The 25,891-nt window shown below is 39.4% G+C and carries 28 protein-coding genes and 2 pseudogenes; 15 read left to right on the top strand and 15 right to left on the bottom strand.

Annotated elements, in window-relative coordinates:
• Positions 1–97: 97 nt before the first annotated feature.
• A complete protein-coding gene (locus tag ACFIMI_RS07580) occupies positions 98–544 on the top strand; it encodes a hypothetical protein (RefSeq protein ID WP_375612874.1) in 447 nt (148 codons plus the stop codon).
• 2 nt (positions 545–546) lie between these two features.
• Positions 547–816 carry a hypothetical protein gene (locus ACFIMI_RS07575; RefSeq protein WP_012754562.1) on the top strand — a complete coding sequence of 90 codons (270 nt, stop codon included), beginning with the start codon at positions 547–549 and terminating at the stop codon, positions 814–816.
• A 319-nt stretch (positions 817–1,135) separates the two neighbouring features.
• On the opposite strand, the gene ACFIMI_RS07570 is transcribed toward ACFIMI_RS07575, so the two are convergent.
• Together ACFIMI_RS07570 and tmk are read right to left on the bottom strand one after the other, a co-directional pair.
• Positions 1,136–2,347, bottom strand: coding sequence for an MFS transporter (locus ACFIMI_RS07570; protein ID WP_375668140.1), 1,212 nt, complete (start codon positions 2,345–2,347; stop codon positions 1,136–1,138).
• A gap of 600 nt (positions 2,348–2,947) precedes the next feature.
• Positions 2,948–3,496, bottom strand: coding sequence for a dTMP kinase (gene tmk / locus ACFIMI_RS07565; protein ID WP_375692407.1), 549 nt, complete (start codon positions 3,494–3,496; stop codon positions 2,948–2,950).
• Between the two features lie 1,126 nt (positions 3,497–4,622).
• On the opposite strand from tmk, the gene ACFIMI_RS07560 reads away from it, so the two are divergent.
• From ACFIMI_RS07560 to ACFIMI_RS07525, 8 genes and pseudogenes are all read left to right on the top strand, one after another.
• Positions 4,623–5,813 carry a hypothetical protein gene (locus ACFIMI_RS07560; RefSeq protein ID WP_375629323.1) on the top strand — a complete coding sequence of 397 codons (1,191 nt, stop codon included), beginning with the start codon at positions 4,623–4,625 and terminating at the stop codon, positions 5,811–5,813.
• The gene (locus tag ACFIMI_RS07555; RefSeq protein WP_375685953.1) at positions 5,810–7,015 is read left to right on the top strand and encodes an ATP-grasp domain-containing protein; all 1,206 of its coding nucleotides are present in this window, start codon (positions 5,810–5,812) and stop codon (positions 7,013–7,015) included. Before ACFIMI_RS07560 ends, ACFIMI_RS07555 begins: the two co-directional genes overlap by 4 nt.
• A 164-nt stretch (positions 7,016–7,179) precedes the next feature.
• Positions 7,180–7,254, top strand: a pseudogene (locus ACFIMI_RS07550) (YqcI/YcgG family protein); the annotation flags it as partial.
• Between the two features lie 151 nt (positions 7,255–7,405).
• On the top strand, positions 7,406–7,495 hold the full coding sequence (locus ACFIMI_RS07545; protein ID WP_375612870.1) for a YqcI/YcgG family protein: 90 nt from the start codon (positions 7,406–7,408) through the stop codon (positions 7,493–7,495).
• A gap of 31 nt (positions 7,496–7,526) precedes the next feature.
• Positions 7,527–7,745 (top strand): YqcI/YcgG family protein, encoded by a 219-nt coding sequence (locus ACFIMI_RS07540; RefSeq protein WP_375612869.1) that lies wholly within the window; start codon positions 7,527–7,529, stop codon positions 7,743–7,745.
• Positions 7,738–8,061 carry a cupin domain-containing protein gene (locus ACFIMI_RS07535; protein WP_375612868.1) on the top strand — a complete coding sequence of 108 codons (324 nt, stop codon included), beginning with the start codon at positions 7,738–7,740 and terminating at the stop codon, positions 8,059–8,061. The genes ACFIMI_RS07540 and ACFIMI_RS07535 overlap by 8 nt, the downstream gene beginning before the upstream one ends.
• A 1,480-nt stretch (positions 8,062–9,541) precedes the next feature.
• Positions 9,542–9,712, top strand: coding sequence for a hypothetical protein (locus ACFIMI_RS07530; RefSeq protein ID WP_375612867.1), 171 nt, complete (start codon positions 9,542–9,544; stop codon positions 9,710–9,712).
• Between the two features lie 365 nt (positions 9,713–10,077).
• Positions 10,078–11,298, top strand: coding sequence for an MFS transporter (locus ACFIMI_RS07525; protein WP_375612866.1), 1,221 nt, complete (start codon positions 10,078–10,080; stop codon positions 11,296–11,298).
• Positions 11,299–12,013: 715 nt separating this feature from the next.
• Here the strand turns inward: ACFIMI_RS07525 and ACFIMI_RS07520 are convergent.
• Genes ACFIMI_RS07520 through ACFIMI_RS07500 form a run of 5 tightly spaced genes read right to left on the bottom strand, consistent with a single transcriptional unit; the run spans position 12,014 to position 15,697 of the window.
• Positions 12,014–12,337 carry an HNH endonuclease gene (locus ACFIMI_RS07520; protein ID WP_375612865.1) on the bottom strand — a complete coding sequence of 108 codons (324 nt, stop codon included), beginning with the start codon at positions 12,335–12,337 and terminating at the stop codon, positions 12,014–12,016.
• On the bottom strand, positions 12,330–12,689 hold the full coding sequence (locus tag ACFIMI_RS07515; RefSeq protein ID WP_375612864.1) for an AAA domain-containing protein: 360 nt from the start codon (positions 12,687–12,689) through the stop codon (positions 12,330–12,332). The genes ACFIMI_RS07520 and ACFIMI_RS07515 overlap by 8 nt, the downstream gene beginning before the upstream one ends.
• A 7-nt stretch (positions 12,690–12,696) precedes the next feature.
• Positions 12,697–13,128, bottom strand: coding sequence for a hypothetical protein (locus ACFIMI_RS07510; protein WP_375692406.1), 432 nt, complete (start codon positions 13,126–13,128; stop codon positions 12,697–12,699).
• A gap of 57 nt (positions 13,129–13,185) precedes the next feature.
• Positions 13,186–14,355, bottom strand: coding sequence for a ribonuclease H-like domain-containing protein (locus ACFIMI_RS07505; protein ID WP_375612862.1), 1,170 nt, complete (start codon positions 14,353–14,355; stop codon positions 13,186–13,188).
• Positions 14,330–15,697 (bottom strand): TM0106 family RecB-like putative nuclease, encoded by a 1,368-nt coding sequence (locus ACFIMI_RS07500; protein WP_375612861.1) that lies wholly within the window; start codon positions 15,695–15,697, stop codon positions 14,330–14,332. The genes ACFIMI_RS07505 and ACFIMI_RS07500 overlap by 26 nt, the downstream gene beginning before the upstream one ends.
• 92 nt (positions 15,698–15,789) lie before the next feature.
• Here ACFIMI_RS07500 and ACFIMI_RS07495 point away from each other — a divergent pair, with 92 nt between their 5' ends.
• Genes ACFIMI_RS07495 through ACFIMI_RS07480 form a run of 4 tightly spaced genes read left to right on the top strand, consistent with a single transcriptional unit; the run spans position 15,790 to position 22,030 of the window.
• On the top strand, positions 15,790–16,002 hold the full coding sequence (locus ACFIMI_RS07495) for a helix-turn-helix domain-containing protein (protein WP_375612860.1): 213 nt from the start codon (positions 15,790–15,792) through the stop codon (positions 16,000–16,002).
• Entirely contained in the window at positions 15,995–18,778 is a 2,784-nt protein-coding gene (locus ACFIMI_RS07490) for a DEAD/DEAH box helicase family protein (protein ID WP_375689068.1), read from the top strand. The genes ACFIMI_RS07495 and ACFIMI_RS07490 overlap by 8 nt, the downstream gene beginning before the upstream one ends.
• Positions 18,766–20,673, top strand: a complete 1,908-nt coding sequence (locus ACFIMI_RS07485) for a DNA methyltransferase (protein WP_375612858.1) — start codon at positions 18,766–18,768, stop codon at positions 20,671–20,673. Before ACFIMI_RS07490 ends, ACFIMI_RS07485 begins: the two co-directional genes overlap by 13 nt.
• On the top strand, positions 20,657–22,030 hold the full coding sequence (locus tag ACFIMI_RS07480; protein ID WP_375612857.1) for a DNA methyltransferase: 1,374 nt from the start codon (positions 20,657–20,659) through the stop codon (positions 22,028–22,030). Before ACFIMI_RS07485 ends, ACFIMI_RS07480 begins: the two co-directional genes overlap by 17 nt.
• On the opposite strand, the gene ACFIMI_RS07475 is transcribed toward ACFIMI_RS07480, so the two are convergent.
• From ACFIMI_RS07475 to ACFIMI_RS07440, 8 genes and pseudogenes are all read right to left on the bottom strand, one after another.
• The gene (locus ACFIMI_RS07475) at positions 22,027–22,464 is read right to left on the bottom strand and encodes a lysozyme (RefSeq protein ID WP_375612856.1); all 438 of its coding nucleotides are present in this window, start codon (positions 22,462–22,464) and stop codon (positions 22,027–22,029) included. The genes ACFIMI_RS07480 and ACFIMI_RS07475 overlap by 4 nt on opposite strands.
• A gap of 152 nt (positions 22,465–22,616) precedes the next feature.
• The gene (locus ACFIMI_RS07470; protein ID WP_375612855.1) at positions 22,617–22,754 is read right to left on the bottom strand and encodes a hypothetical protein; all 138 of its coding nucleotides are present in this window, start codon (positions 22,752–22,754) and stop codon (positions 22,617–22,619) included.
• 87 nt (positions 22,755–22,841) lie between these two features.
• A complete protein-coding gene (locus ACFIMI_RS07465; RefSeq protein ID WP_375692405.1) occupies positions 22,842–23,399 on the bottom strand; it encodes a hypothetical protein in 558 nt (185 codons plus the stop codon).
• Positions 23,400–23,593: 194 nt separating this feature from the next.
• On the bottom strand, positions 23,594–24,142 hold the full coding sequence (locus ACFIMI_RS07460) for an RNA polymerase sigma factor (RefSeq protein ID WP_375612853.1): 549 nt from the start codon (positions 24,140–24,142) through the stop codon (positions 23,594–23,596).
• Between the two features lie 197 nt (positions 24,143–24,339).
• Positions 24,340–24,750 (bottom strand): hypothetical protein, encoded by a 411-nt coding sequence (locus ACFIMI_RS07455; protein ID WP_375629547.1) that lies wholly within the window; start codon positions 24,748–24,750, stop codon positions 24,340–24,342.
• The gene (locus ACFIMI_RS07450; protein ID WP_375612851.1) at positions 24,735–24,890 is read right to left on the bottom strand and encodes a hypothetical protein; all 156 of its coding nucleotides are present in this window, start codon (positions 24,888–24,890) and stop codon (positions 24,735–24,737) included. Before ACFIMI_RS07450 ends, ACFIMI_RS07455 begins: the two co-directional genes overlap by 16 nt.
• Positions 24,890–25,291 (bottom strand): zinc ribbon domain-containing protein, encoded by a 402-nt coding sequence (locus tag ACFIMI_RS07445; RefSeq protein WP_375692404.1) that lies wholly within the window; start codon positions 25,289–25,291, stop codon positions 24,890–24,892. Before ACFIMI_RS07445 ends, ACFIMI_RS07450 begins: the two co-directional genes overlap by 1 nt.
• Positions 25,292–25,399, bottom strand: a pseudogene (locus tag ACFIMI_RS07440) (recombinase family protein); the annotation flags it as partial.
• A 205-nt stretch (positions 25,400–25,604) separates the two neighbouring features.
• Here ACFIMI_RS07440 and ACFIMI_RS07435 point away from each other — a divergent pair.
• The coding region (locus tag ACFIMI_RS07435; RefSeq protein WP_375692403.1) for an Arm DNA-binding domain-containing protein at positions 25,605–25,891 on the top strand (287 nt) is incomplete at its 3' end.

Below are 25,891 nucleotides of genomic sequence, written 5' to 3'. Positions count from 1 at the left end.
CTCTTCATTTCATGCTGTGTAATATACCACTGAAATCTTATTACAAAAATATGCTAATGCATTTCCCATAGGTTTTTATAAGGTAAAAAGTTTATCAATGTCTAAAAATCAATATAAAATAGGCAAAATAATTGGTATTCTACAAAAAATGAGATTATCACTCGTTATTAAAAAGTTAGACGTTTACAAACCCTGTTTGCTTATTTTATATATTAATAGCACTGATTTAGCTGTAACTGGCAATAGAGATTTCAGGGTGTTTGGTTTATCGTCAGAATACTCTTCCTCTACGCATATTAAAAGCCTTTTGGCAATGTATTTTAAATGCTATAAATTCTATAGTAAACACATTGCCATCCATATTTACAATTGGGCGCTTCAAAATCTTGGAGTAATAAAATCTTTAATAGGCTTTGATTTAAAAGCGCGTATTTTGCAGAAAATTGACAAAACCATGAGGTTCGTATACATGGCAATTTTAAGTGATGATAGTGGAGTGATACTTAAAAAAGCTGCATGGAAACCCGCAACGTTGAGGAATTAAGCATGACCTCTTTATGCGATAAAGAATTATCTGATACACTGGTTGGTCTTTATGACGACTATCAACGCGGTTTCGACATTGGAGAAGAGCTTAAACTGTGCGTGGATTTGGCGTTATCTCTTGAATTGGAACTCAGTATTCACCGTTTAAGTGAAACAGATGCTGTTTTAAAAAAAGAGATTGTGCAAACCTTGCATCGTCGTAGAAATACTCATTCCAATGAAGATGAAATTGATACAATTTTTCATATGGATTTTGAAAAACAAAAATAATACAATACTCTCCCCATATGATACGATATTACCTCATCGCTTTACTTTCTGCTACGCTTAGACAAAAAACTTTCAAGAAGATTTAAAGTGTTACGTTTTCGTCTTCTTAACAACAGTGAGATGAATTAAAGAAACGCATCAATTCTTTTAGATCATTATCAAAAAATAGAGAGTATTCTCTAGCATACATCAATTTATGCTTTGTTCATTAAGCACCAACTTTTACATTTTCTCAACTCTCCTTTAAAAGCAAAATGTGAAATGTACTGCAGCGTAAATATTTATAAAATAGCGTATGTTGTCCACACTTAAATGTAATTTATTGTTTTTCATGTTTATAAAACAGCACTATGAGTATTCCAACAAACGCAACAATGCTTTGAAAAAAATATATCGATTGAGGTGATATGCTACTGTTATCGCTTGCCATAATGAGATAGACTCCGAGGATCAAGCATCCAGAGATACCATTAAAACTTGCCTGCAATCTTCCTTGGTATTCAGGATCACAAGAGAGTTGTGATAAAGAAATCGAAAGAGCCCAACTCGAAAGTCCAAATCCAATCATAAAGTAAACAGGAAAAACAACAAAATTGTGTGTATTAACAGATAGAATAGCAAGGCCAATAGCCATAAAAGCTAATAAAATGGCTAATGTTTTCCTTATGGATAAAACTTTACAAAGAAGTGGTGAAAAAAACGCACCTGTCAATACACCCATAGAATAAAGCACCTCAAATATTGCAAAGGTCCTGTTATCCGCATGTAAAACCTCTTGTATATAAGGAACGAGAATAACAGGAACGGTCATCAAAAGAGTCATAATAATCATCTGGCTTATATAAGGTACAACAAGAGCTGGATTCTGTTTAAAATAATGAAGGGATGCTGTATAATTTTCCCACCAATTTTGCTGGTTTTGTTTTTTAGATCTTCGGTTTTTAGGTACCTTCATTGCAAAATTAAATAAACCAGCAATGATAAAGAATATACCACCTATTAGAAGAGTTCCTTTTGTTCCTGCATAGGACAGTATAAATCCACTTAAGCCCATACCTACGATAGTGCCAAGTTCATAAACCATATCGATGGTTGCATTTGCATTGATGAGCTGTTCCTTCAGCACAATACTTTGAATTAAAGAAATAGCTGATGGCATATAAAAAGGGATAAAAATACCCAAAAGAGCAGATAAGACCATCAATTCAATTTCTATACCAAAATGCCAAAGCATTACCCAGCTTACAATTACCAAACCTCTCACAAGATTTGAAATAATAATCTGCGTTTTACGGTTATATTTATCTGCCAATATGCCAAAAATAGGCGCAAAAATAATGCCAGGCGTCCAAAGAAAAAGCATCATCAACGCTATACCACGGATTGAGCCCGTCTGATTGTAAGCGAGCCATGACAATGTAATATAATTTAGTCCACTTCCAAATGTAGCAAATAAGCCGCTCAAAGTAAAATAGAGAAAAGTTCTATTTTCAAATAAAGCAATGCGTTCCTTCAAATTTGAAGTGAACATAAATTATCCTCTAAAATGAATACCAGTCGATATGCATGATACATCCTGTTTAAAAACAGGCATTCTTACAATTTTTATTTTAGATCATTAAATTTAAGAAAGCAAAATTTCTTTTTTGAGGCTTTTACAATCTTTGTGCTGTTTTATGATTAATTCTTCTATGAAAACGGAACATTTATGGACAAAAACAAAATTAATATTTTATGTGCGTTTTATTCAGAAGCTACACCTTTATACATATGTGAAACAATTTTACGGTATGGAAGCTTCACTCACATTATTGTCCTTATTATTCTGTGCACTAAAATATGCTCGAGTATATTCCTCCATGTCGTTCTTCTATCACCACACTTCGTCTCTAAAAGAATAAACATACTATTATCCTCACAATAAATATTGCTAATTTTTCTACTCCCCTTCTCTAAATCTTTTAAAACAAGCCCATTACAGTTAGTTTTCTAATTAAAATATATAACGTGATATTTTTCCTGAGCAGTTAAATTATTGCAATCACATCTCTAAAGTTTCAGATTTAGAGTAAGAATACATAAAGGAGGATTTATCGTGGATAAATTGATTAATAAATGATTTTATTCATAATCAAAAAAACTTATCTATATGATGTCGTATTTGATGATGAATTAAAGAAACAGGAGTAGTTCCATCAATTGTTATAAACCGCTCATCTATTTCCGATAAAACTTTGTATACTTTGTAAATTTTTTCAATAAAAGAGAGTTTTTCTTCATATTTTAAGTTTAAACTATCCCTTTTCTGCAACCGTTCCAGTATAGTAATGGGCGGTAAATGAAGATAAAATGTAATATGAGGTCTTGGAATAGATTGATTTAATTTAACGACACTTTCAACAGAAAGCTCTCGAGCATAAAAATAAGCAAGACTAGAATAAACATATCGATCGCTAATTAATAAATTTTGCGATGACGTTAAGGAAGGTTCAATAATTTCAAGCGTATGTTTGCGTCTATCTGTCGCTGCTAAAAGTGCTAAAAGTAACGGATCAATTGCTTTTCCAGTATCTAAGTAATCTCTAATTTCTGGATTATTTCTATACCAATAACTGGGTTGAGAAGTTCTTATTATATGTTTTTCTGTTGAGTAATGGCGAGCAATTTCTTTGAAGACCACATGGAGTTATAAACTTTTTTATCAAGATACATTTTGTCTATATACTTTCCATAAGTTAAATTGTTTTATATCTGAAATCTCTTAATGTTTAATAAGGTGTTTTTTAACTCGTCTCTAAACAGAAAAACACAATACTCCCGCATTTTGTATAACTTATTAACTTTATGATAAATGGCGGTATATAGACTTAGTTTTAAGATAAGGTTATATTTTAGACAACTTAAAATGAGATTAAGTATTTGTAAAAAATATATTTTTTGATCACACTCCATAACCTGCCATTTTTTAACGAATTCTAGTAGAGTTTCTGAGGATTACTCCTATAGCGTCGTGTAAATGTATAGAAATGAGTTCGATCTCAGTATATTATTGTCCCTTAAGAGCTGGTACTGGATTGCACTACATAGAAATCTAATGAAATCAACTCTATCTTTTCTCAAACCACTGCCCTCGCTATAAGCATTTGATATTCAATTCCGTCAAAAAGCAGCAGAGCAATTCTTGGAAAACATCGCTGAGATATTGAAATATGCCTTGCAAAAGCGTTTAAATCAAATGTTTCACTATATTTTTCGGTATATTCATAAACTGAAATTAAGAATATTATAATAAGACCTCAAACAACGACGACGCCCAAATCAGCCGTAATAAAGCCTCCTAAAACTGAACCAATAATACCTCTCTATCAGACAGACTACCATGTAAAGGTTTTAATACAATACCTTAGCGCTAATGCCATAAATGTTTCTGATAGATAACGAAGTTTATTGTCACAACAACATCTAACAACGGTCAATAGAAAAACCTAAACCTTGAGTATAAATGGAGGAAATCTTAAGAGTGCAAACACAGCCCTCCCAAGAACATAGCTATACTGGTCATTTAGCGAAGAAACTCCTCATTGGAAAAGCACCTCACAAGAGATACAGTAAAAATACCAACCGCCTCCGCTCTCAGTTTCTCCAAAATTAGCTATCCCTATGATAAACGTTATCGTTCAAATCTGTATCATGCTTCTATCGAAAAAACTTGACATGCCTAACAACACATATATTAGCTTTTTGTAAAAATGTATAATTTATAGCATGTGTATTTAACATGGGGGGATAATGTGCACAAACAACTGATGTTTCGGTTTTATGGGCTTGTTGTCCTGCTGTATCTTTCTGATATGGTTTTATTTTTAAGTAATCTTTGGAATGCTTATCGCATAACATCCTCATCGGTTTTCCTGGGCGTAACCATGGCTTTGGGCACCCTTATGCCCTATCTTTTGAAAAAAAGCGGTCTTGTGCGCATTAAAGCCTCATTGCGGTTGGTCGATTTATACAAAAGGCGGATCATTATCTATAGCCTTCTTTTATTGATTGCTCTTTTCCATTACGCTGATTCCCCCTTTGGTTTTATCGCTGTCTCTATCTCTATCGGCTATCTCTCTTTGATTACCTTAAGCACACTCGAGACTTATAATACTAAACTAGCACTTAGTGGTTATATTAGCGCCCAAAAGGCTTCCCGCATTATGCAAACAGTGGTGCAAATTGGCGCATTTTTGGGAGCAGCACTAAGTGGTTATCTCTTAGAAGCGACCAGCCCTCGAGGGGCAGCGGCTGAAATCGGTTATAATGGTTTGATTGTGACACTTTGTGTGTTTGACATCATTATAAGCCTTATAGCCGGATATATTATATTTTGCGATGAATACAACGCTACAGATACCACAGCACTTGCAACTGGTAAGAAGCCAGCACCTACACCGCAAGCGGATGGACTCTCCCGTGAGCTTAAACTTTTATGCGTCTGCATAGGACTTATTGGCTTTCATATTTGCGCTTATAATACGCTGGCAACCATTCTTTTTCAGAGTGTGAAAAATTTTGGCTCTGAATACTATGGGCTTTGCAGTGCGGTTGCGGGCATGGGCGCTTTTTTGGCTGCTTTTATCAAAATCCCTCGTTTTGAATTTATTCTCCCAGCCCTTATATTGAGCGTAGCTGATCTTATTTTTAGCACCACACAATCGCCCTATTTGGCTGTGGTCTTTTGCTTTTTTATTGGCTTTTCAATGAATACCATGCGAATTAATGCCCGCAAACATACGATTGAAGCGACCAAAACAGAGGCTCAAGCAGAGCTGGTGGGAAGCTATAGCGGCATGCTTTATACTCTCTCCCAGTCGGCAGGTTATGTCATTCTTGGTCTTCTTACAAGCTCTGCCCTTATGGGTCCTCAAGCAGCTGTTTATCTTCTGCCCCTTATAGGGCTAATAATCTTTATTTATGTTCTTTTCCTTTTATCACAGCGGAACAAAGTATGAGAAAACCTATTCTTATTGTCGACCCTTTCTCCACGGGTGCCCTCTATGGCCCTGCTTTGCAAAAATTAGGCTATGCTTGTTATGGTGTTGTCTCTCAAGCAGCTCCTTTTTCACACTTTATGCTTTCTTATCAGGGAAAGGGCATGGCAGAAGCGAAGCTTCATAGTGTAGATGAGATAAAGAAACGCTTTCCTATCGGCACGATAGAGGCTGTAATAGCGGGTGCCGAAAGAGGTATCTATTGTGCAGAGCAATTGGCGGCTTATTATGGTTGTCTTGGGAATAACCCCTTGACTACCGATTGGCGACGGAAAAAAGCAGCGATGCAAAAACGTCTTTGTGAAAATGGTTTATCTTACATCCGATCAAAAATTCTTACAAAAAACGATTGTACTCTCGATGGTTTTGAAAGCCACAGCGGCTATGTGGTAAAGCCAAATGATTCTGCAGGGAGTGATGGTGTTTTGTTTTTCTCTAATCTTGAGGAAGTAGTAACGTGGGCCTCTGAAATCGACTGGAAGAAAAAAAATATTTTTGGCGCACCTAACGAGGCCTATTTGCTTCAAGAAAGATTGGAGGGAGAGGAATACATCGTCGATGCCGTTGTAAAGGGAGAGGCTATAAAAATATGTAGTTTGTCACGATATAAAAAAGGTATTCATAATGGAAGTACTTTTGTTTATGAAACGCTTGATGTACTTGATTCTCAAGATCCCTCTTATGCCCCTCTTATCTCTTATGCAAAACAATGCATTCGCGCGCTGGGGATTGAATATGGACCTGCGCATATGGAAATCATGCAAACAGCTCGTGGTCCAGTGATGATCGAAGTAGGAGCCCGCCTCCACGGAGGAATTGCACCCACCTTGTTCGCGCATTGCTATGAAGATGGTTTACTTGAAAGCTCCGTTAACCTTATTGCAGGCGTGTTTTCGCAAACCCCAAGTCGCTTTAAGAAAAAAGGGCGTATTATCTTCCTTATCAACGAGATCGACGGTCATATTATAAAAGATGTTAACGTATGGCGGCAAAAGCTTCATTCTTGGGAAAATATGGTTCATTTTACGCTTTTTTTTAAAGAAAACGAGCCCCTCCCCCTAACCATCGATTTAAATACCTGCCCAGCTATTATAGCAATTTGGGGACACAATGATGATGAATTATCAGCTTTGGAGAGGATCATTCGTAGCAATTTCCTATAAAATACAGCAAGGGGAGAAAAACATGGATTCAGAAGCGCAATCAATTGAAAATATAGACAAATATTAAAAATGGAAGCAAGTCATTTTTAAAGAATTCAATGCAACCATGAATAACACAATTAGGCCTTTTCTGCCTATTCGGTGTAAATGGATACTCAAAAAATATGCTTAGATTTGGGTTCTACAACAAGCTGACCTCAAAAAATATAATGGAAGATCTGATAACTTATTGCGATAATTATAAAAGTTTTGGAAAGAACACATCTTTTGTTGCATTCGAGAAACCGACCCCATACAAAGTATCGAAGTTTATAGAGAAAAATTCTGGTCTACACTTAAAAATTTGCGAGATTTTGACAACCGAGAATGACCTAAGTATATACAAAAAATATGTACAATCGTCTATGGGAGTTCTGCTTTCATGGCGAACCTATGTTTATAGTTTGCAATATCCCGTCTCATATAAACAGAATTAAGTAAGTTCTATATTTATGTTAACTTTCCAACTTAAGTGTTTTTTCTAAGTCTTCTCTCTACAGAACAAAAAGCAAAAAATGCATTCTCCGCTGTAACAAAAAGACTTGAACCTTTTGATATTATAACAAAATCTCCTTTTTTAGGAAAATATGGCGAACCCCAAAATAGAGAATGGACGCAATACTTCCTGCAAGATAATAATATTGAATCCCCACCTTGCCCATATCATATAATGGAGCACGATAATGACTAAATTTTCTAAAATTAAATTAAATAAAAATATCTATGATATATTCAAAATGATGCTTCCAGAGCAAGGATCAATAGAGATACAAAGAGATTTTCCAAAAAAAATACACGATTGGCATATTCACCAGGTCGATGAAACTCTCTTAATTATAGAGGGAGAGTTAGATTTTTTCTATAGCGAAAAACATATAACCTGTACACCAGGAGATATTATACATCTACCTGCCAATACAAGGCACAAATCAATTGCGGCAGATGTAGGATGCATATATGCAATTGCTACAGAAAATCTCACTATTGGAGATATTAGAAATGGGTAACCGCACGCTCTTTAATGGATTCTTTCTCATACAGGATTTTATTCTTTTACTCCTGCTTCCCATAATGCGCCCATAGATTCTGCGGAAAATAAGGCTATGAAGTTTACGTCCTCTACCCAAACCAACATAGAAACTTTTCAGAAACCGCATTTTACAGTACAAAATAGAACGTTATTCTTTAGGAATAAAAAATGGATCAAGCTTAACGGATTAAACAAAAAGGAAATAATTTTGTTTACAGCTTTATTGTCGAGCATTCACGAATGGATTCTGGTATTATCTCTATCTGAAATTCCCTACAAGCATGAAGCAGAAAAGTTATCAAGCATATTTAGTATACCTAATGAAAACTGCTATTACCATGCGTGATGGCTCTAAAATGTAGATGGATTTGAATTTTTAAATAATTTTTAACTCTTGCATCACTTTATTTCCATACTTTTTAAATAATATTCAATAACTTAAGTAAAATAAATATTTTTATTTTGGGTTTTGTTGTGTTGTTAATCTAAAGCATGTGAAGAGAATATATTAAAGAATTAAAATATTTATATATCGAAATTGAAGATGTCCTATTTTACCCAAAAAAGAACTATTATGACATAGGTGAATTTAGCTATTAATCTTTTGTTGCCAACAAGTGGTAAAATGATGCTGAATGTAGAAAAAATTGCATAAGAACCTTTAACAAAAATGATTAAAATTTAGATAGAATTACAAGGTATAAAATAGAATTTATTCCATCAGCGCTGCAATTTTTTCTGGTTAATTTATTCTACCAATATCATTAAAGCTTTCTTCTAATGACATCGTCTATCATTGGAGGGAGATATATGATTGTTTTTCGAATTGTGACAGCACAGAAATTTCGTGATTTATTTTGTCCATTAAAAGATGTTTGTTAGTTGAGTAAGTTAAAAAATACATAGCATTCCGTATAATGTAGTGTGTATGTATAAAACTTCTCAGGGTGATCGTGTTATTTGGGAAAGATTTTACAGCAATTACGAGTATCTCTAGAATGAAAAGCACTGATTTTTAGAACAGAGAAAAACATTGATTATAACAGTTTATTAGGCTAAACGCAGAATATTATTCTAATAATTGATGGTTAATTGTAACGGGATAGTTTTTTGATAATCATAAAGAAAAAGGTATAGAGCGTGTTTCTTTTAGTTAAGGAAAAGTATTGCTCATTTTTCTTTCTAAAAGTAAGCAAATTCAAAGATAATTTTTTGTTCTTGTAGTGGTGAGAAAATAATTGTCGAAGTCAGTGAAGGGGAGATTCTAATAGATTGTTACAAAGTTTAATAAAAGTTGGAATACTTAAAAATTCTTAGTTCCTATGATGATTTAAGAATACCAGATTAGGATACGGAGAATTCAAGAGCTCAAAACTTTGTGATAATATTGGTTTAGAATTACATCTTGTTCATTCAGACGAGATGAGCCAATTATTATATGTCACAGAGACATATGGGTGGAAAATTTAAAAAAAGCTTATCCAGAATCTGACTTAAAGGTTATTGGAACTTTAGTAGTAAGATTGGCTTGGTCTCACGTTGCTCAAAAATTAGCAACCAATCTTGTTGTGACTAGACTAAATTTGGAAGATCTGCTCACTGAGCGTTTTTATAATATTATGAAATGATAAAAATATTAATATCTCTTCTTGTCTCGGACATGAAGCCGGTGCTATTTGTATTTATTATCCGTTGCACCATTGTCCGAAATATATTTTAAGTGGTTGTCACTTGAAATATGCCTTGGAAAATTATTTGGCAAGAGAGCGTACCTATATGTATTGGAAAGTAATTTCCTATTATTTGTCTCAATCTATGGGTACAACGCTGCCAAGTATAGAATTCATGCTGACAGATGACTTTCAAAAAATAAGTGCCTATAACGCATTTGAACTAAACTTTTATGAAAAACTGGAATTTAGTACCGAACCATATTCGACAATGGAGAAAATCATAAAATGGCTTGAGTCTCTGTTTAAGAGGGGGGAGGCTATTGCGTAATTCTGTTTTTCTTATGATTGTGATTGGTTGTTTGACGAGTTTTTGTGCTAGTGGTGTATTATCTATCGGCCTTTCTTTATTACAATTCCAAGATACAACTGGAGAAGCATCTGCTGCTTTAAATGTCGTTAATTTAATCGCAATTGGAATTGCTGGCTTATGTTTGGGAAACGTGTTGGTGCACTATCAAGGCTTTATAATTGGGTTTTATAGCCAAATTATTTGCGCTTGTTTATTGTCTTTCTTATTATTTATGAACAATCCAGTACTTATTTTATTTGTATTTTTTTTACTTGCTCTCTTGATGGGGGCTGATAACCCAAATAACAATAGTGCCTTGAATCAGCTGATTCCAGCTCCCAAACAAAAAGCTGGAATTTTTGCATTTTACACTAGTTGCTGTCAGTTTTTTGTTATTATATCCCCATTGCTTATATATTTTATAATTGCGCATTTGGGGCACAAAATAGCCATAGCCTTTATTGTATTTATCTATCTTTTGAATGCCTGCTTATGGTTTCGTATAAAGTCTATACAACAACTAAACAGAGCAAAAGAGCTATTAAAAAAGCCATCTCAAAAAGCTTATGGAGTTGGGTTCAGGTGCCTTTGGCGGATTTCTGCGTTGCGTTTTTTAACGATTAATCGTATTTTGAATAATTCTCTCTATACGGGGCCTATTGTTTTATTGCCACTTGTTCTTGCTTCTATAACATCAGATAATATAAAATTTACAGCTATTCAAAATTCTATTTTTGCTTTGTCAGCACTGGGTTTTGTGATCAATGGTCTTATCTCATCTTATTATTTACGGAAATTTCCATCTTTAATTCGTTTTTTTGTATGGGGGGCACCGGCTTTTGCCGTGATCGCAATCTCTTTTGTTTTATATTTAAATTTTACTCAATATTCCCTTTATATTATGGGTTTTTTATTAGGTATTGGGCAATTTTATTTTAGGATATCGGGAATAACAATTGGACAAGCTATCACACCTAGTGAAAATTTAGCCGAGGTGATTTTGGCAGGCGATGCCAGTGTACGCATCATAACAGCTTTATTCTCTATTGTGCTTTTATATGCAGGAAATTTTTTTTCATTTTCTATATTATACATCCTATGTGTATTTATAGGCTTTTGCGCCCCTTTATTTATTTTGCACGGACTATCTATTTACATACAAAGCTTAAAGATAAAAGAAAGCGCCACATGAATGATATTCAATTATTACGTCAGCCTTTTTTTGATTATCGTATAGATAAAAATTTTGTACAAATATTCATGACATTAATTTTAAATAAGCACATTGCGTGAGAAAAGCTGAGGTGTTCGTTACCTCTCATGTGGATAAAACGCATTTAGCCCGTTAAGCAACGAAATTGCAAATAGCACTATGATCACCATTAATTCTAAAAGCTCTACCAGAAGTTAGTGATAATGGCAAAAATCCTTTAATGATATTTGAAGAGATCGTTTATGCTAGATCAGGTTATCTCAAGATCGAGAGGAGAGGAGCTTAAAAAGTGTAAAATTCATGGAAATTCAACAACAATTTCTAGTTGTACATAATGACAGGTATAGATTGGCGCGAACTGGTCAATTGCAACAGCAAAAAATCCTGCAAATGCTGAGCTTTTTAAACTATGTCATATCAAGCATATGAAAGTTCGTTTTAAATTAATGGCGGGGTATTGACCCCCTTTGGGTTCGAATCCTCTACACCTACCATTGAGTTGCAGCAATAATCGTCCTGAAAGATAACAAAATCAAGGTTTTTGTTGCTACGGTACTGAGGGTTTGCATTTCAAATACTGGGTAGCATGAACCCTTTAATGCAGATTACTACGGTACTATACCGAGGGTTCGAATCCTGCCTTGCCTTCATTGGAAACGGATAATCGCCGCAAAATATACGGTGATTAAGCCAGTTATTCACCGCAACGTGCTGTAGCTATTGCTGTCTTAATAATCGGAGCAACAGAATCTTTAGATATATTTCTGTCAGAGCAATATTTAGAATTAAGCCATTCAAGCAAAGGCTTTTGTCCCTTGCTTGAATTACATCCACAACAACAGAGCGCTATATTTTCCCGTGTGATTATGGATGCGTCATTAATGATATGCTCCCAACTTGCCGCCGTTTTTCTGGAAACGTTTACTGGCGTAAATTCTGACCTGCAATAGACGCAAATCTTATCACGATCCCGCACTTCTTTTTCCAACCAATCAGGAATGTTCCAGTTATTAGCCAAGGTTACTTCTCCTCGGAATTTGTTGCGTATCTCCAGAGGCTGCATACTCATCCAGCCAGCAGAATGTGTTGACCAGTTTCATCTGCTCTACAGAGTCGCATGGGATTTCCAGCAATTTTGGATTAGCGATCACGACCGCCAAACACTGTGCGCGTGACACGGCAACATTCAAACGGTTCTTGCTGTAGAGAAACTCAATGTTGCGCAGCAGATCTTCGGCGCTGGATGTCACCATAGAAATCAGCACGATCGGCGCTTCTTGGCCTTGGAACTTATCAACGGTGCCGATCTTAGCATTGTCCAGCAGGATGGAGCGCAGATAATTGACCTGCACATTATATGGCGTGACCACAAGAATATCATCCTCGGTGGATCGGGCGGATGCCATTACGGTCGGTAAACTCTTGGCCAAGCAAGGCATCATATTTGGTTTTGATGATCTCGCCTTCCTCAACGCTTTTTTGTGAGCAGCCTTCATGCTCTGCCAGGATCATGACAATCCCTGCATTGGGCAGATCAACGCCTTGCAGATTCAGGCCGCGCTCAGCAGTGCTTTCATGAGCAGTCAGGCGACCATCATAAAAGGCATCAGAAATAAACTGGCAGATGCTTGGACGCATATGGCGTGTCTGGCCAAGGAAGATGCCGCGCTCAGCCGGAATAGTGGAATAATTGCCCAACAAGAATTCCAGCACTGACAATCCAGCCTCGCCCGGATGAGTGCCTTGGATAGGCTGACCAAGCTGCATTTGATCTCCTACCAGAATGATATTCTTGGTCGCCGTGGCCATCGCCACCACATTGGCGGTCGCAACTTGTCTGGCCTCATCAATAAACAGGTAATCCAGCTAACCATCAAAGTACGGGCTGGCAAATGTCCATGCGGTATCCGCAAACAGATCAGTGCCAAGGCTCATATTCTCGATCTTGGTTTCTGAGCGGATGAATTGCCCATCAAAAACGGTTTCATCATTACCGCTGCTGGTTTTTTTGATGCCATGGAAGTTCCCGCCTTTTTCAGCGGCAACGCTTTCCACTTTTTCCAGCAAGTTGTGAATGGCCTTGTGCGAGTTGGAGGTAACGCCGATTTTCTTGCCGCGTTTGATCAGGTCCACAATGATATGGCTGCTGGTATAAGTCTTACCTGCGCCCGGTGGACCTTGGATAAAGAGATAGCTGTTATCTAATGCCGCGATGGCTTCCAGCGCATCGCCTTGCAGATCATCAGAGGTGATAACCGCTTCGCCCGACTGCTTGCCCTGAATGCGTGGTACATTTCGCGCCAGTAGTTCTGTCGCGGCATGAGTGCCTTCTGGCGCTTCCAGCACATGGTCGGCATAGCGGTAAATAGCGGAGCGGATGATCTTGCTGTCAATCGGTCCCGGTGGGCCAATTGATAGGCTTTCCGGCAATGGTTCTTTGCTGACCCCGCGCTTGATTTTGACAATGCAGGCATCTTCATCGATTTCAACAATCGTGCCTGCATTTTCCATGACAGCAATATCAACGGCCTGAGCGCCGACCTTCAGCTTGTATTCCTGTGAAGGAAAGCGATAGCTGTATATCAGGGAACGCTTTTCAGGCTCGGGGCTGCCAACTTGCCGCAGGCCACCAAGGCACTCCGTATCGTCAACCAGCTCATCTTCAAATTTGTTCTGCCGTTCAAAGCTGCTCCACCATTGCGGCTTGGCTTCCCGATTATGAAACTCCAGTAGATGCGATAGCCGCTCATTGATCGGCGGTGGGTTATCCTCGATCACGCCAAGGCGGGTTTGGTAATCCTCATATTCGATTTCCCAGTCCTTGCGCTGTAGCTTTTCTTCCTCGGCATATTCCGGAAGGCCCTTAAACCACGGCGCATCTTCCGGCTTAAGTGTCAGCAGCCAATCACGCAGCAAATGCGTGGAAACGCAATCCACCTCGTTATAATCAGAAATCTCTTGCAGCAATTCATCAGCACCTGTTTCACGCCATTCGTTGTAGACGATGATGCTATCGGCGGCGGGTCGCCACAGCATTGGCACGCTTGTCCATATAGAAGGTTTCCATGTTTTTGATGGAATAGCCGGGTTCAGAGGTGCGGATGCTTTCACGCATCACCAGATACAGATCAATGAATTTCTGGTTGCGAAGCAGATTATCCAGCGGCTCTTCGCAGACCGCATAACGGCAGGCCAATCGTTTCAGGGCTGTGGTTTCATAGTGGTTGTAATGATAGATATGGGCATGTGGGTGTTTAGCAAGATGATCAGCCAGAAAGCCCATGAAGCGCTTAAAGGTCTCTTTTTCTTCTTCATGGTCATGCGCCCAGAACGGAAGGAACAGCTCCTTGCCATCTTTGAAATAATACACCCCAAACAAATACTCCAAGCCATTCGGGTAAAGCGGATCGCCTTTCATATCAAAGAACAGGTCACCATTATCCGGCACTGGCATACGGGTAAAGCCCTTGCCCGGAGGAAACGGAATGATCTCGCATTTATTCTCGCCAGTGGTGGCTTTGTGGTGTTGCAGGACAGCTTGGGAGCGCAGGCGTAAAAATACATCACGGCTCAAATCAGGGATTTTGGTGTCAGGTGCAGTGGCGGCAAGCTCTGCAACGGTGCGGATACCAGCCTTCCGTAGCTTGTCCATCTGTGAGCGCTGAATGTTGGCTACAAGGCTTAAATGGTCATCTTGCTCCCACTGCGCTTTGCAGCCATCACGCCACGGGCAGAAATTGCAATGGCCACAAGGCTCAGGATATGAGTCCGCAGGCAGGTTTTGCAGATAGCTTTCAAAGCGGCCTTTGGCGCGGGTGTAGTAATAGAAAAAGTCAGCCACGCGGAAGCTGTGTTTTTCATGGTCGCCCAGAAACAGATGCATATCAGCCGAGCGCAATCCTTGCAGGTCAGTCAGCAGCTCAGAATAGACGCAAAGCTGCATGATATGCTTGGACTCAGCCGTTCGCGCCAGTTTGGTATCCAGCACCTCATAGCTGAAATCCCCTAAGTCTGACGACGTATCGCACTTAATCAGAAAGTCAGCATCACCCCGCCAAGGCGGCACAAAGAAAACGACCTGATAAATGACATCCGCACCGGACTGCATGGCCTCCAGTGTTAACTGGGCACGATTTTGCAGATTGCAGTCTTTAGGGATTTCAACGACGGATTTACCTTCGTCTTTAAGCTGCTGGAGATACACCGCCTCATGTTCCAAGCCTTTTTGCTGCAGTAGCTGAGCTGTAGTGCTGGCTTCGGCCTTATCCATGCTCTCGCTTAGCGCCTTCACATCAAGGAAGCTCGCATGGTGACACCCCAAAAAGGTGACCAAGTCCGATGGTGAGTAGAGAATCTGATCGTTACCGTATTGCTGCACTTACATCCCTGCCATTTTTTATCATTGTCCTTGTGCTTATGAACATTTTAGAATATTTTACATCTTAATGACCAAATTATAAGTGAGAAGGCATGTCTGACGAGCACGATATTCTGACAGTTGAGGAAGTGGCCCGTTACTTAAAAGTAACAGAACGGCACGTCTATAAACTCCTGTCAGACAGGAAGATACCCGCGTTCAAAGTTGGTGGAGCTTGGCGTTTCAAACGAGAGCAGCTCGAAAAGTGGATAGAAGAAGGCGTTAACGAACAATCAAAAGAAAAAAGAACCAACAAAGATGATTGATATTTTTAAGACAAAATACAGCGATTGGAATTCTCTTGAGAGAACGCTTGAGGCTATTGGTGACAACAAAGCTAAAGGCGATGCGTTTGAATATTTCTGTTATTTTTATTTGAAGTTCTTATCTGACTTACATCAGATTAAAGAGATATATTGCCCAATTGTTGATAACCGTCCGTTTCCAAAGCATGTTGTTGATAAGCTTCGTCTGGAGAAAACAGACTATGGCGTAGATGGAGTTTTTATCAACAACGCAGGAGATTATATCGCTTGGCAAGCCAAGTTCCGGTCTGGGCGAGCAGCACTTACATCACGCGAACTTTCAACATTTTGGGCTGAAGCAGAGTACGCTGATTACAGGTTGATTATTTCTAACACTCACATTCTGCCGAATGTAGCTCATAAAAAAACCGGGCATCTAAGTGCATTAGTTGACCGATTTACCTCTTTGGACGAAGACTTCTTTTCTTCTTTATATCAGTCTGCCATTTCTCAAAATATTCAAATTGAAAGAGATAAGAAGAGTCCTCGACCATATCAATCTGAGATACTTCAAGACATTATTTCTGGATTTTCATCAAGTGATCGAGGAAAGCTCATTGCGGCTTGTGGAATAGGAAAGACTCTCATCGCACTGTGGACCCTTGAGCATCTTCAAGCTGACAACGTAATATTTTTTGCCCCAAGCCTGCAACTTGTTAGGCAAGCACTCGAGGAGTGGTCCGCTGAGTCTTCATCGCCATTTCAGTATTTGTGCGTTTGCAGTGATCAAACAGTTGATGCAGAAGTTGATAGCAATAACATTGATATAGGCGATATTGATATACCTGTGACTACCTCAGCAGAAGCTGTACGTAATTTTATTGCCCAGCCTTCTAATAAAAAGAAGTTTATTTTTAGTACATATCAGTCTGCGGAAGTAATAAAGAATGCGCTATCCGAGAATGAAAACAGCTTTTCATTCGATATCGCTTTTTATGACGAAGCGCACAGAACTGCGGGAGTTTCAAACTCTCAGTTTAATATTGCTCTTGACGATGCTGCCATTAAAACAAAGAAAAAACTTTTTCTTACCGCTACAGAGCGCCTCGTTAGACCAAAACTAAGCTCAAAACTCGAAGAACATAATCTCTCTGTTTTTTCTATGAATGATAAAAGTATCTATGGTGATGTTTTTCACCGGCTTACTTTTGGTGAAGCAATAGAGAAAAATATTATCTCAGATTATCGCATTGTATTTACGGGAATTAGCAGTTCTGAATATAATCAACTTATAAAAAACAATGTTTATGTGACTGATGATGATAGTCATACAGAAACTGTTCAAAATATTTATAAAATAGCTTTGCTAAAGAAATCCATACAAGATCTTGGATTAACAAAGGTTATATCATTTCACTCCAAGATTTCTGAATCTCGTGATTTTGCAAATCGCTTGTCTGCTGAGAGCTCTTTTGGTGATAAAAAGACTGCTATTGCACACATCAACGGAGCCATGACTGCTCAAGATCGTGCTGAGATAATACAAAATTTTGAAGACTCAGAACTGGGCGTGATCACAAATGTTCGTTGCTTGACTGAAGGAATAGATATTCCTCTAATTGATGCTGTCTTCTTTGCTGACCCTAAAGGTTCAATGATTGACATTGTGCAGGCTGTCGGTCGTGCTGTAAGACAAAAATTTGGAGAAACAGGCAGGCTTTCGTATATAATCATTCCTGTGTTACTCGATCAAGAAGGTGAAGATGTACTTTCTGGAGCTGGATTTGAAGCTTTATTTAATCTCATTCAAGCTATGCGAGATCAAGATGAAGCTCTTGCAGAATGGATCGATTCAATCAATTTGTCTGCTGCAAAAGGTCGAATAAAAGGTAGTAGTTCTGTTCCGGGAAAAGTAGTTATAAATCTGCCAACGGAATTGAACACTTCGGACTTTGAAGATGCGCTTTTGCTACGAATTGCAAACGTAAACAAAAACCCAACGGGTAGCATAGGTGTCGGTAGTAAACTTGGAAAAAATGAAAGAAAAGGCGACTTCACACGTATTTTTAAGACACTTTGTGACTATACACCAATAAAATTAGAAGAAAGCTTAATAACTCCTACATTTGAAATTATCACTGATAACCCTGATGCAATATACACGTCAAAAGAGATCAGAATAAACAATAACAATGTATCTCACTGTGAAAGGGTCGGCTTCCTTCATGAAGTAGAGAGAAACAAATACCAATTAAGTAAACTAGGCCTTTTGTACCAGCAAGGCCATATAAGCTTTTTAGACGCTCTTAGAAACCAGTTTCTTTTGTACAGGGAAGAACATAAAGACGGTATTCTCTTTCCATATAGGGAGGCGATTAGCTTCATGCTTGAAATAAAGAGCCTGAACTACATCCAGTTTTTGTACAGCTTATTTTCAATTCAATTCAATGATGGAAAGCCTGATTTAGAACTTGCAATATCGGTTGCCAAGGAAATAGAAGCTGCATACCCTAATATTTTGCTTACAAACGAAGCAAATAAAAATGAGATACTTAAAGACTTAAATTCAAGATATGAAAAGGCTTTTTCGTACAATAATGTATGGACAGATCGTACTACAGCTGGAAACCAGTATCGGTACCTTATGCGGCACCTAGAAATCTTTGATGAGTGCTTTACCCCAAATAAAAATATCTTCTTGATAATAAAGGAAAAAGAAGCGTTCCTAGCGTCACTCCTTGCGGAGTCAGAAAAACACATACATAAAGATTATGGAGATACGCTATGGGTGAAATAAATCAAAAAAAATATTTTAGCAAACATTTAAAGTCACTTGGTCACACTCCGATTTATAAAATGCATAAATATTTCGCGAGAAGACCTCACAATGTATTTCGTGAACTCATCGACTTTTATACGAAGGAAGGTCAAATAATTTTTGATCCATTTGGTGGAGGGGGCGTCACCTTAATTGAAGGGTTAACTCTTAATCGAAAAATTGTTTCGACCGATGTTAATCCGGTAGCCTCTTTCATCCAGTATTGCCAAATTTGTGACGTTGATGCCGCTAAAATTCTTTCTTATGCACTTGACCTTAAGAAAATGGTTAAAGGTCATTTTGAAGATTCTTTTACAACAGAATGCGGAGACTGTAAAAACGACAAGGCACATGTTCGTTGGATAGAGCATGCATATTTAATAAAGTGTCCACATTGTAGCAAAAACACGTCCTTTCGTAATGACAATAAAGCGCTTAACGATGCTGGAAAACCAAAGAATGGCATATATGTCTGCGACCATTGCAGCTCAAATATTAAAGCAGCAGACGCTCCCAGAATTTCCAGTGAAATAATTAGCTTAAGATATCGATGCAAGAAATGCGGAGCACATGATGCAAAGGAACCGTCTAGAGACGATATTGAGAAACATAAACAATATAGCGAAAACCTAGAGAAATTAAAAACTAGTTTAGGACTTCATTTTCCTGATTTTGAAATTCCGGCTGAATGGGACCGACAACAGGAAGATTGTCTTCATAGAAAAGGCTTTGTGAAATTTACGGATTTTTTCACCCCAAGAAACCTTTTGATTTCGGCGAGCTTTTTTGAAATGGCCAAGAAGCTTAAAATTCAAAAAGATATGAGTGATCCCGAGTATGATTTTTTAATATTTATATTGAGTTCATTAATCAGGTACACCAACAACATGAACTTCTCAACTTCATCTTGGATGGATGGAAGACCTGTTGCGTGGGCAAAGCATGCGTTTTGGATACCAAATCAATTTATTGAAGCCAATCCATTTGAATATTTTGACAATAGATTAAAGGCGATCAAGTCTGGCCTAAAAGATCGAGATTCTAGATTTAATTCAAAGAAAAATACTCTGAACTTCTCAGACCTTGAAAAGGGCTCTGCGGACTTCATGGTGCAATGCGTGGATTCAAAACAGGTCGATATCCCAGATGGTTCTGTCGACATGATTATAACTGATCCACCATATGGAAGTAATGTCCAATATGGTGAATTGTGTGCTTTTTGGCAGGTCTGGTTAGAAGGCAGAACTAAGTTTCCATTTCCAGAGCATAAGCTTGCCTCTGAAGCCGTTGTTCACAGAAAAACAAAAGATAAAACCTACCAGAAAGATTTTTCCGATTACTATGAACTTTTACTCGGCGTTTTTCAAAAATGTAACAGAGTATTAAAATCAGACGGTTGCTTGGTTTACACCTTTAACAATAAAGATATTAGAGCATGGTATGCCGTTATCAAAGCAACCTTGGATGCAGGATTTCATATTGAACCGGAAGGGATTTTTTACCAAGAAGCCATTCATGCTTATCGAGATACGGCGCACCTCCGTCACGATGGAACTCCACAGGGTGATTTTATTTATACATTCAGCAAGAAAAGTCTGCCTAATGAGAAAGACTATAATGGCAGTTTCAATGAATGTCTCAATGATACGATGTTAAAGCTTCAAGAAAAAGACTGCAGTGTGTCATTCGGGGAATTTTTAGTTGAGCTTTATGCTAACTCGGCCCTTTGCCTAATACGTCAGATTAAAGATGGAGCAAATATTGAGGATATCGAAAACGAATTTAGTTCGATGTCGCTAGAAAAAGCCTATGCGCGGATAGATCTAAGAACTAATCAAGAAACGGAGGGCTTAGCGGATGTTGCAGCTTGCTAAATCAGAAAATCAACCACGTTTGATATGGTCGGATTTGGAAGATACATTTTCGTCTACAGAACTCTGTAAATCTTTAGAATATCTAGAAGAAAAATATAATGTTTCAAATGAAGAATCTTTCTTTAAAAAACTAGTTAACACTTCTGTTTCAAAATTACAGCCATACCACAGGTGGGTTAGATACCGCGAAGGTTATGCAGGAGATCTTGTTAAAGAAATTTTATCCAGATACCCAAACGTTTCTGGCGGTATTGTTCTTGATCCCATGTGCGGCTCAGGTTCAACCTCTGTAGCAGCGTCAGAGCTAGGCATTTCGTCTGTCGGCCTAGACGTTAATCCTTTCGCAATATTATCTACAGAAGTCAAATCTTACGCTTTATCTACAGGTGAACTGCAGAAACTTCATAAGATAATAAATAATTGGAATAAATGTACTGACCATGAAAAATATGAATACAACGAGTATGAGGTTCAAATTAGTAAATATTTTGATCAAGGCAACTTTACTGAACTTGTTAAAATAAAGCGTCGCATTCACGAAGAATCAAATAAACGCATATTCAACATTTTGAATTTTTGTTTATTAGCAATTTTGGAGGACTGTTCTAATCGAAAACGTGATGGTAATGGGCTGGCAACAAGACCTTCACCTGTAGGCGACGTTAAAAAGCGTTTCTTGGACCAGCTGCAACTAATACTGATTGATTATGAAGAGAACCCACACAATGAGGACAGTTTAGCACGTGGCGTAGAATTTGATGCAAGAAAGTTGAGTTTAAGTGCTATATCTGGCGATCACGCTGGCTCTATTATATTTTCTCCGCCCTATGCAAATTCATTCGATTATTTTGAATCATATAAGCTGGAAATTGTTTTTGGAGAATATTCTCTACTAAGCAAACTTGGCAAATACAGGGAAAGGCTTGTACGAAACTATAGAATTAAAAAGTCTGCTGAAAAAACAACTGATATTGATTTAGTTGATACGCTGTGTGTTGAAATCGAAAAAAAGATTCCTGAAAAAGAGAGAATGACTGGCAAGCGTGACAGTCGTACACGTCTCGTGCCGGGTATGCTTCGATCATATTTTTATGATATGCGAACAATTATTGAAAACTGCTACGATGTTTTATTAAAAGGCGGATTTATGCACATCGTTGTCGACCAAAGTGCTTATGTAGGAATACCCATACCCACAGATACACTCCTAGCTAAGATAGCAGAAGATACAGGTTTCAAAGTAAGGGAAATGATTGTTTGCCGAGGAGCTAGCACATCTGGCCAGCAGCTGAAAATGAACCCAAGACTCAAAGAGCTGCTTAGAGAAACAATAATTGTACTAGAAAAACCACTCTAGTGTATTTGATAAAGCAAGCATTCGGCATACCTACGCCGAACTAGCCCTTTGAGCTTACGTCTGCCCGCCCAAACCCAGCGCATGAACTGTTCTGGTACTTCGGCGTATTCCTCACGATTGATTTTACGGCGCAGTGTTGAACGCTGGAGTGCTCCGCCGCCAAGATTGTAGGTGAATGACACTAGCGCATCGAATTGGCCATCTGTCAGCGGCACATTGATTAGGCGCAGAACGGCACGCTCTGCGATCTGGGCATCTTGGCGCAAGAGTTCTTCAGCCTGTGTTTCATCAATGCCTGCCGAAAAGTCCTCGTCGTTTTTCACAACATGGCCATAACCGATTGTGGGATAGCCAGCCGGGCAAAAATAAACGGTTCGAGAGAAGCCCTCGAACCGTTTGATCAGGTCCAATTCGTTTTGTGTGATATGTCTCATTTTTCCAGTGTTCCTATAAGTTTAAGGTTCTTGCTCCCATATTCAAAAACGCCATGCCATTGCTCTTGCCCGAGGACTTCTTTGCGCTCAATCATCAGCGTAAAGCGGTCAATGCCGTATTGCTTGGCCGTGGCGTAATCTTCCAGTGCGTACTAAGCTTTACGGGCCAGTGTAGTGGCCATTTTCTTGGCCGTGTATTCAAAAGCATCGAGCAGTGCTTCGAGCTCTGCATCGGTACACTTCTCATTTTGAACATCTTCAATCACGGCCTTGTAAAATAGTTTGCTCATGGTGTTATCTCCCTATTTTCAATTACTTTTTACACTTACAGTAACGCTTCATTACTGGCGCTTATCAAGTGAATAAGATCTTGTTTTTCAAGGATTTGAGCGGAACTTGGCTAAGGCACGTTGATCAAACCAGAAGGACATGACAGCGGCAAATAATGCCTGTGTTTCAGCATCCCACAGGGCGATCAGTCCGTCGGTAATTCCGACACCCTGATCCAATAACTTGAACAGTGCAGCGGTTTTGACGGTGGCGAACAGAATGAAAAACGCATAGGTGATAATCGGGCGAACAGATGCACGCAGAGCCTCAACCCATTTCACCCCACTGGGCTGGCTGGCATGAGCATAGAGCGCTTTGCTTTCTGCCACATCGGCCTGCACCTGTATTTCTTCAAGACGCTGCGTATGGCCTTGACGTTGCACTTCCGTATAAAGCTCACGGATGACAGACAGGTGCTTGTAAATGGCGCTTTGTTCTTTATCCAAAGCCTGTGCGGCAAAGGCCAGATCATCCAGAGTGGCCTCATGGATAGGTTTGGTGGTGTCTTCTTCTATGACACCAAGTGCCGGGATTTGAATAAATGCCGAAACATATTTGGCGTAAAGGCTGTCTTTAATCAGCTTTTGTAACGATGGTTTAAACATGAAACCTCCTTGATTTCGTAGGTTAAAATTTGCTCTTTGGTCATGTCGTTTCGGCTGCCGGGTTCTGACGCCGCCCAAAGAGCAAAGCGGTCGCGGTATTTCCTGCTTCAGGTCTTGTATTTCCGCGAGAACCCGGCATGTTTTCTTGCCTTCAAGGAGTTACTTACCGAGAGGGCTCAAAAACTGTCGGCGGCTCAGTGCAGATATTCCGCAAAGCCACGCTCCTTCAGCGATCCGCGAAGTTCGGACAGCGTCCCGTAGAGGGTTGAGCGTGGGGTTTTGGTTTTGCGTGAGATTTCACTGATGCTGAGCGTTCGCAGATCAACCAGCAGAAACACCAGATGCGGCGGCATCTGCTGAACAGCTTGTTCAAGGTCAATTTGAAGGTCGCGGTTGGTCAGGTCTTCGGTTGCAGGGTCAGGCAGAGCGTTGTCGTCGCCGTCCTTATCCTCAAGCCACGCATCAAGTGAAAAATCACTGATGCCGAACCCACGTTTTTGGGCGCGGGCGGCCTCAATGAGGCTGGCACATTTGTGGTTGAGGATGCGGTCAACAAAGGTCGACCATTTTGCTTTTTCAGGAACATAAGCCTGCTTGCGGAATAAATAATCCAGCATCAACTCTTGCTCGAGGTCCTCGACTTCTACGCCATGAATGGCGGAGTGCCGCATCAGGCTGCGTGCGTGATAACGGACTTGGTTTACGACATAAGGATAGATGCCTTCATAGTTGTTTTTGCTCATGGTTTTCGTCTCCAGTTGCGGTTAGCCGCCACGCGGGCGGGTCAACTGGGACTGGCGAAAACTCACTGGAGACCCTGAAAATCGGTGCGTTACTCAAGGCGCAAAAACAAAAAAGCCCCGCATGCCGGGGCTTTGGTGGGTGTAAATTTTTTTGAAAAAAATTTCAGGGTGGTCGGTGAAATTTCACCGAAGGGAGATTAGGCAAATCCAAAATGCTTTAATTGCTCATCCCAAATATCGGGAAATGGGGTTTGTATATCCTGCAGGCTTAACTGGCGCGGCTGCGTGCCATCCAAGATGGCCTTTTTGATCTGGGGAGCAAGTTGATTGAGGCGCAGTATCCGCGACATATAAGAGGTGTTGATCTGGCGTTGGCGTGACATGTCATCAATGGATTTATAGCGCCCCGTATCAAGCAGGTTTTGCCAGTAATAGGCTTTGGCAAAGGCCGTTACGAATGTTTCGTCTTGCTTGGGTGCTTCTTGTGGCGGGGTCATTTGGTAGCCTTCGGGCAAAATAATCATTTTCTTGCCACCATATTTCTTGATCCGCATTGGCACCCGGATTGAAATGCTGTTGTTCGCCATCATATTTACGCATTTATCCATGCTTTCTCCTCCAGTTTTTTTGTTGAAATGCCTTGCAGCCGCTTGTCTTGCTCGTCCAATTCCCGAGCCAAACTATCCATGCCTGCAGCCCTGATCCGGATATCGACAAATTCATAATTGACGATGACTTTTTCAATCATCAACTCAAGGATGCGTTGTTTTCAGCAGGATAAAGTTCTTGCCAGATCGGGACGATGTCATTCAGGTTGCTGTAAACCTCATGCTCCGTGATGGTCTCATCCTCTTTTTGTGCTTCGCGCCACGTTTCCATGATCATCTCCGGCGAGGCAAAAACAGCTTGAAGCTGATTCAATATCAATGCCTCCGTTTCATTGGCGCTGACATTGCGAACCTTGCAATCCGGGTTGATACCTTTGCGGTAATGTTCACAGGTGTAATAGCGATAAAGCCTGCCACCTTTTTTACGGGTATGACTTGCCACCAATCCACATTCGCATTCACCGCACTTCAAAAGCCCCATCAAAATGGCCTTGGTTTTCTTCCGCGTGATTGCGCCTCGGTTGATGGTATTTTCTTTCATGGTGGCGCGGACTTTATTCCACGTGTCTACATCGATGATGGCTGGATGGCGGCCTTCGTAGATTTTATCTTTATGTTTGATTTTTCCGATATAGATGGGGTTTTGCAGAATCTTATAAAGGCCGTCTTTATCCAGTGTTCAAGGCATTGATTTATAATCATAATCTAGCGTTATTCATATTGAATGAGAACCCTGAATAACGTAAGATTCTCTCATCTTAAATCTGTGTATCTTGAATCAATCAAAATCACTTGCTTGCACGTCACAAGCGGGGTTGATGTGTGGGTAAAAACTATAGCAGAAAGGAGTAAAAATGGTTCTTATGAATCGTCTTAATGCAAGGGCTGTCTCAACATTGGGAGCTGGCAAATATAATGATGGTGCCGGCTTGCTTCTCCATAAGCGTAAAGATGGTGGTGCTCAATGGCTGTATCGTTATACCATTCATGGTCGGCGCCGTGAAATGGGCTTGGGTGCCTTGCGAGATGTTTCTTTAAAACAAGCCCGTGAATTGGCAACAGGATGGCGGGCTGTTTTACGTGAAGGGCGTGACCCTATTAAAGAACGTGAAAAACAAAAGCGTGAGGCAATAAGCAATCT

Origin of the sequence: Bartonella sp. AP4SXKL (assembly GCF_042195845.1) — a bacterium.
Lineage (GTDB): Bacteria > Pseudomonadota > Alphaproteobacteria > Rhizobiales > Rhizobiaceae > Bartonella.
The sequence above is the reverse complement of the archived record's forward strand: the minus strand, read 5'-3'. Positions and strand labels throughout refer to the sequence as shown.

Excerpts from the sequence above, each read along its gene's own strand:
- ACFIMI_RS07580 (WP_375612874.1), top strand. The coding sequence starts at position 98 with ATGTCTAAAAATCAATATAAAATAGGCAAAATAATTGGTATTCTACAA.
- ACFIMI_RS07575 (WP_012754562.1), top strand. The coding sequence starts at position 547 with ATGACCTCTTTATGCGATAAAGAATTATCTGATACACTGGTTGGTCTT.
- ACFIMI_RS07570 (WP_375668140.1), bottom strand. The coding sequence starts at position 2,347 with ATGTTCACTTCAAATTTGAAGGAACGCATTGCTTTATTTGAAAATAGA.
- ACFIMI_RS07560 (WP_375629323.1), top strand. The coding sequence starts at position 4,623 with ATGTTTCGGTTTTATGGGCTTGTTGTCCTGCTGTATCTTTCTGATATG.
- ACFIMI_RS07555 (WP_375685953.1), top strand. The coding sequence starts at position 5,810 with ATGAGAAAACCTATTCTTATTGTCGACCCTTTCTCCACGGGTGCCCTC.
- ACFIMI_RS07545 (WP_375612870.1), top strand. The coding sequence starts at position 7,406 with ATGTACAATCGTCTATGGGAGTTCTGCTTTCATGGCGAACCTATGTTT.
- ACFIMI_RS07535 (WP_375612868.1), top strand. The coding sequence starts at position 7,738 with ATGACTAAATTTTCTAAAATTAAATTAAATAAAAATATCTATGATATA.
- ACFIMI_RS07510 (WP_375692406.1), bottom strand. The coding sequence starts at position 13,128 with ATGGCCACGGCGACCAAGAATATCATTCTGGTAGGAGATCAAATGCAG.
- ACFIMI_RS07505 (WP_375612862.1), bottom strand. The coding sequence starts at position 14,355 with ATGCTGTGGCGACCCGCCGCCGATAGCATCATCGTCTACAACGAATGG.
- ACFIMI_RS07495 (WP_375612860.1), top strand. The coding sequence starts at position 15,790 with ATGTCTGACGAGCACGATATTCTGACAGTTGAGGAAGTGGCCCGTTAC.
- ACFIMI_RS07490 (WP_375689068.1), top strand. The coding sequence starts at position 15,995 with ATGATTGATATTTTTAAGACAAAATACAGCGATTGGAATTCTCTTGAG.
- ACFIMI_RS07485 (WP_375612858.1), top strand. The coding sequence starts at position 18,766 with ATGGGTGAAATAAATCAAAAAAAATATTTTAGCAAACATTTAAAGTCA.
- ACFIMI_RS07480 (WP_375612857.1), top strand. The coding sequence starts at position 20,657 with ATGTTGCAGCTTGCTAAATCAGAAAATCAACCACGTTTGATATGGTCG.
- ACFIMI_RS07475 (WP_375612856.1), bottom strand. The coding sequence starts at position 22,464 with ATGAGACATATCACACAAAACGAATTGGACCTGATCAAACGGTTCGAG.
- ACFIMI_RS07470 (WP_375612855.1), bottom strand. The coding sequence starts at position 22,754 with ATGAGCAAACTATTTTACAAGGCCGTGATTGAAGATGTTCAAAATGAG.
- ACFIMI_RS07465 (WP_375692405.1), bottom strand. The coding sequence starts at position 23,399 with ATGTTTAAACCATCGTTACAAAAGCTGATTAAAGACAGCCTTTACGCC.
- ACFIMI_RS07460 (WP_375612853.1), bottom strand. The coding sequence starts at position 24,142 with ATGAGCAAAAACAACTATGAAGGCATCTATCCTTATGTCGTAAACCAA.
- ACFIMI_RS07455 (WP_375629547.1), bottom strand. The coding sequence starts at position 24,750 with ATGGATAAATGCGTAAATATGATGGCGAACAACAGCATTTCAATCCGG.
- ACFIMI_RS07450 (WP_375612851.1), bottom strand. The coding sequence starts at position 24,890 with ATGATTGAAAAAGTCATCGTCAATTATGAATTTGTCGATATCCGGATC.
- ACFIMI_RS07445 (WP_375692404.1), bottom strand. The coding sequence starts at position 25,291 with ATGAAAGAAAATACCATCAACCGAGGCGCAATCACGCGGAAGAAAACC.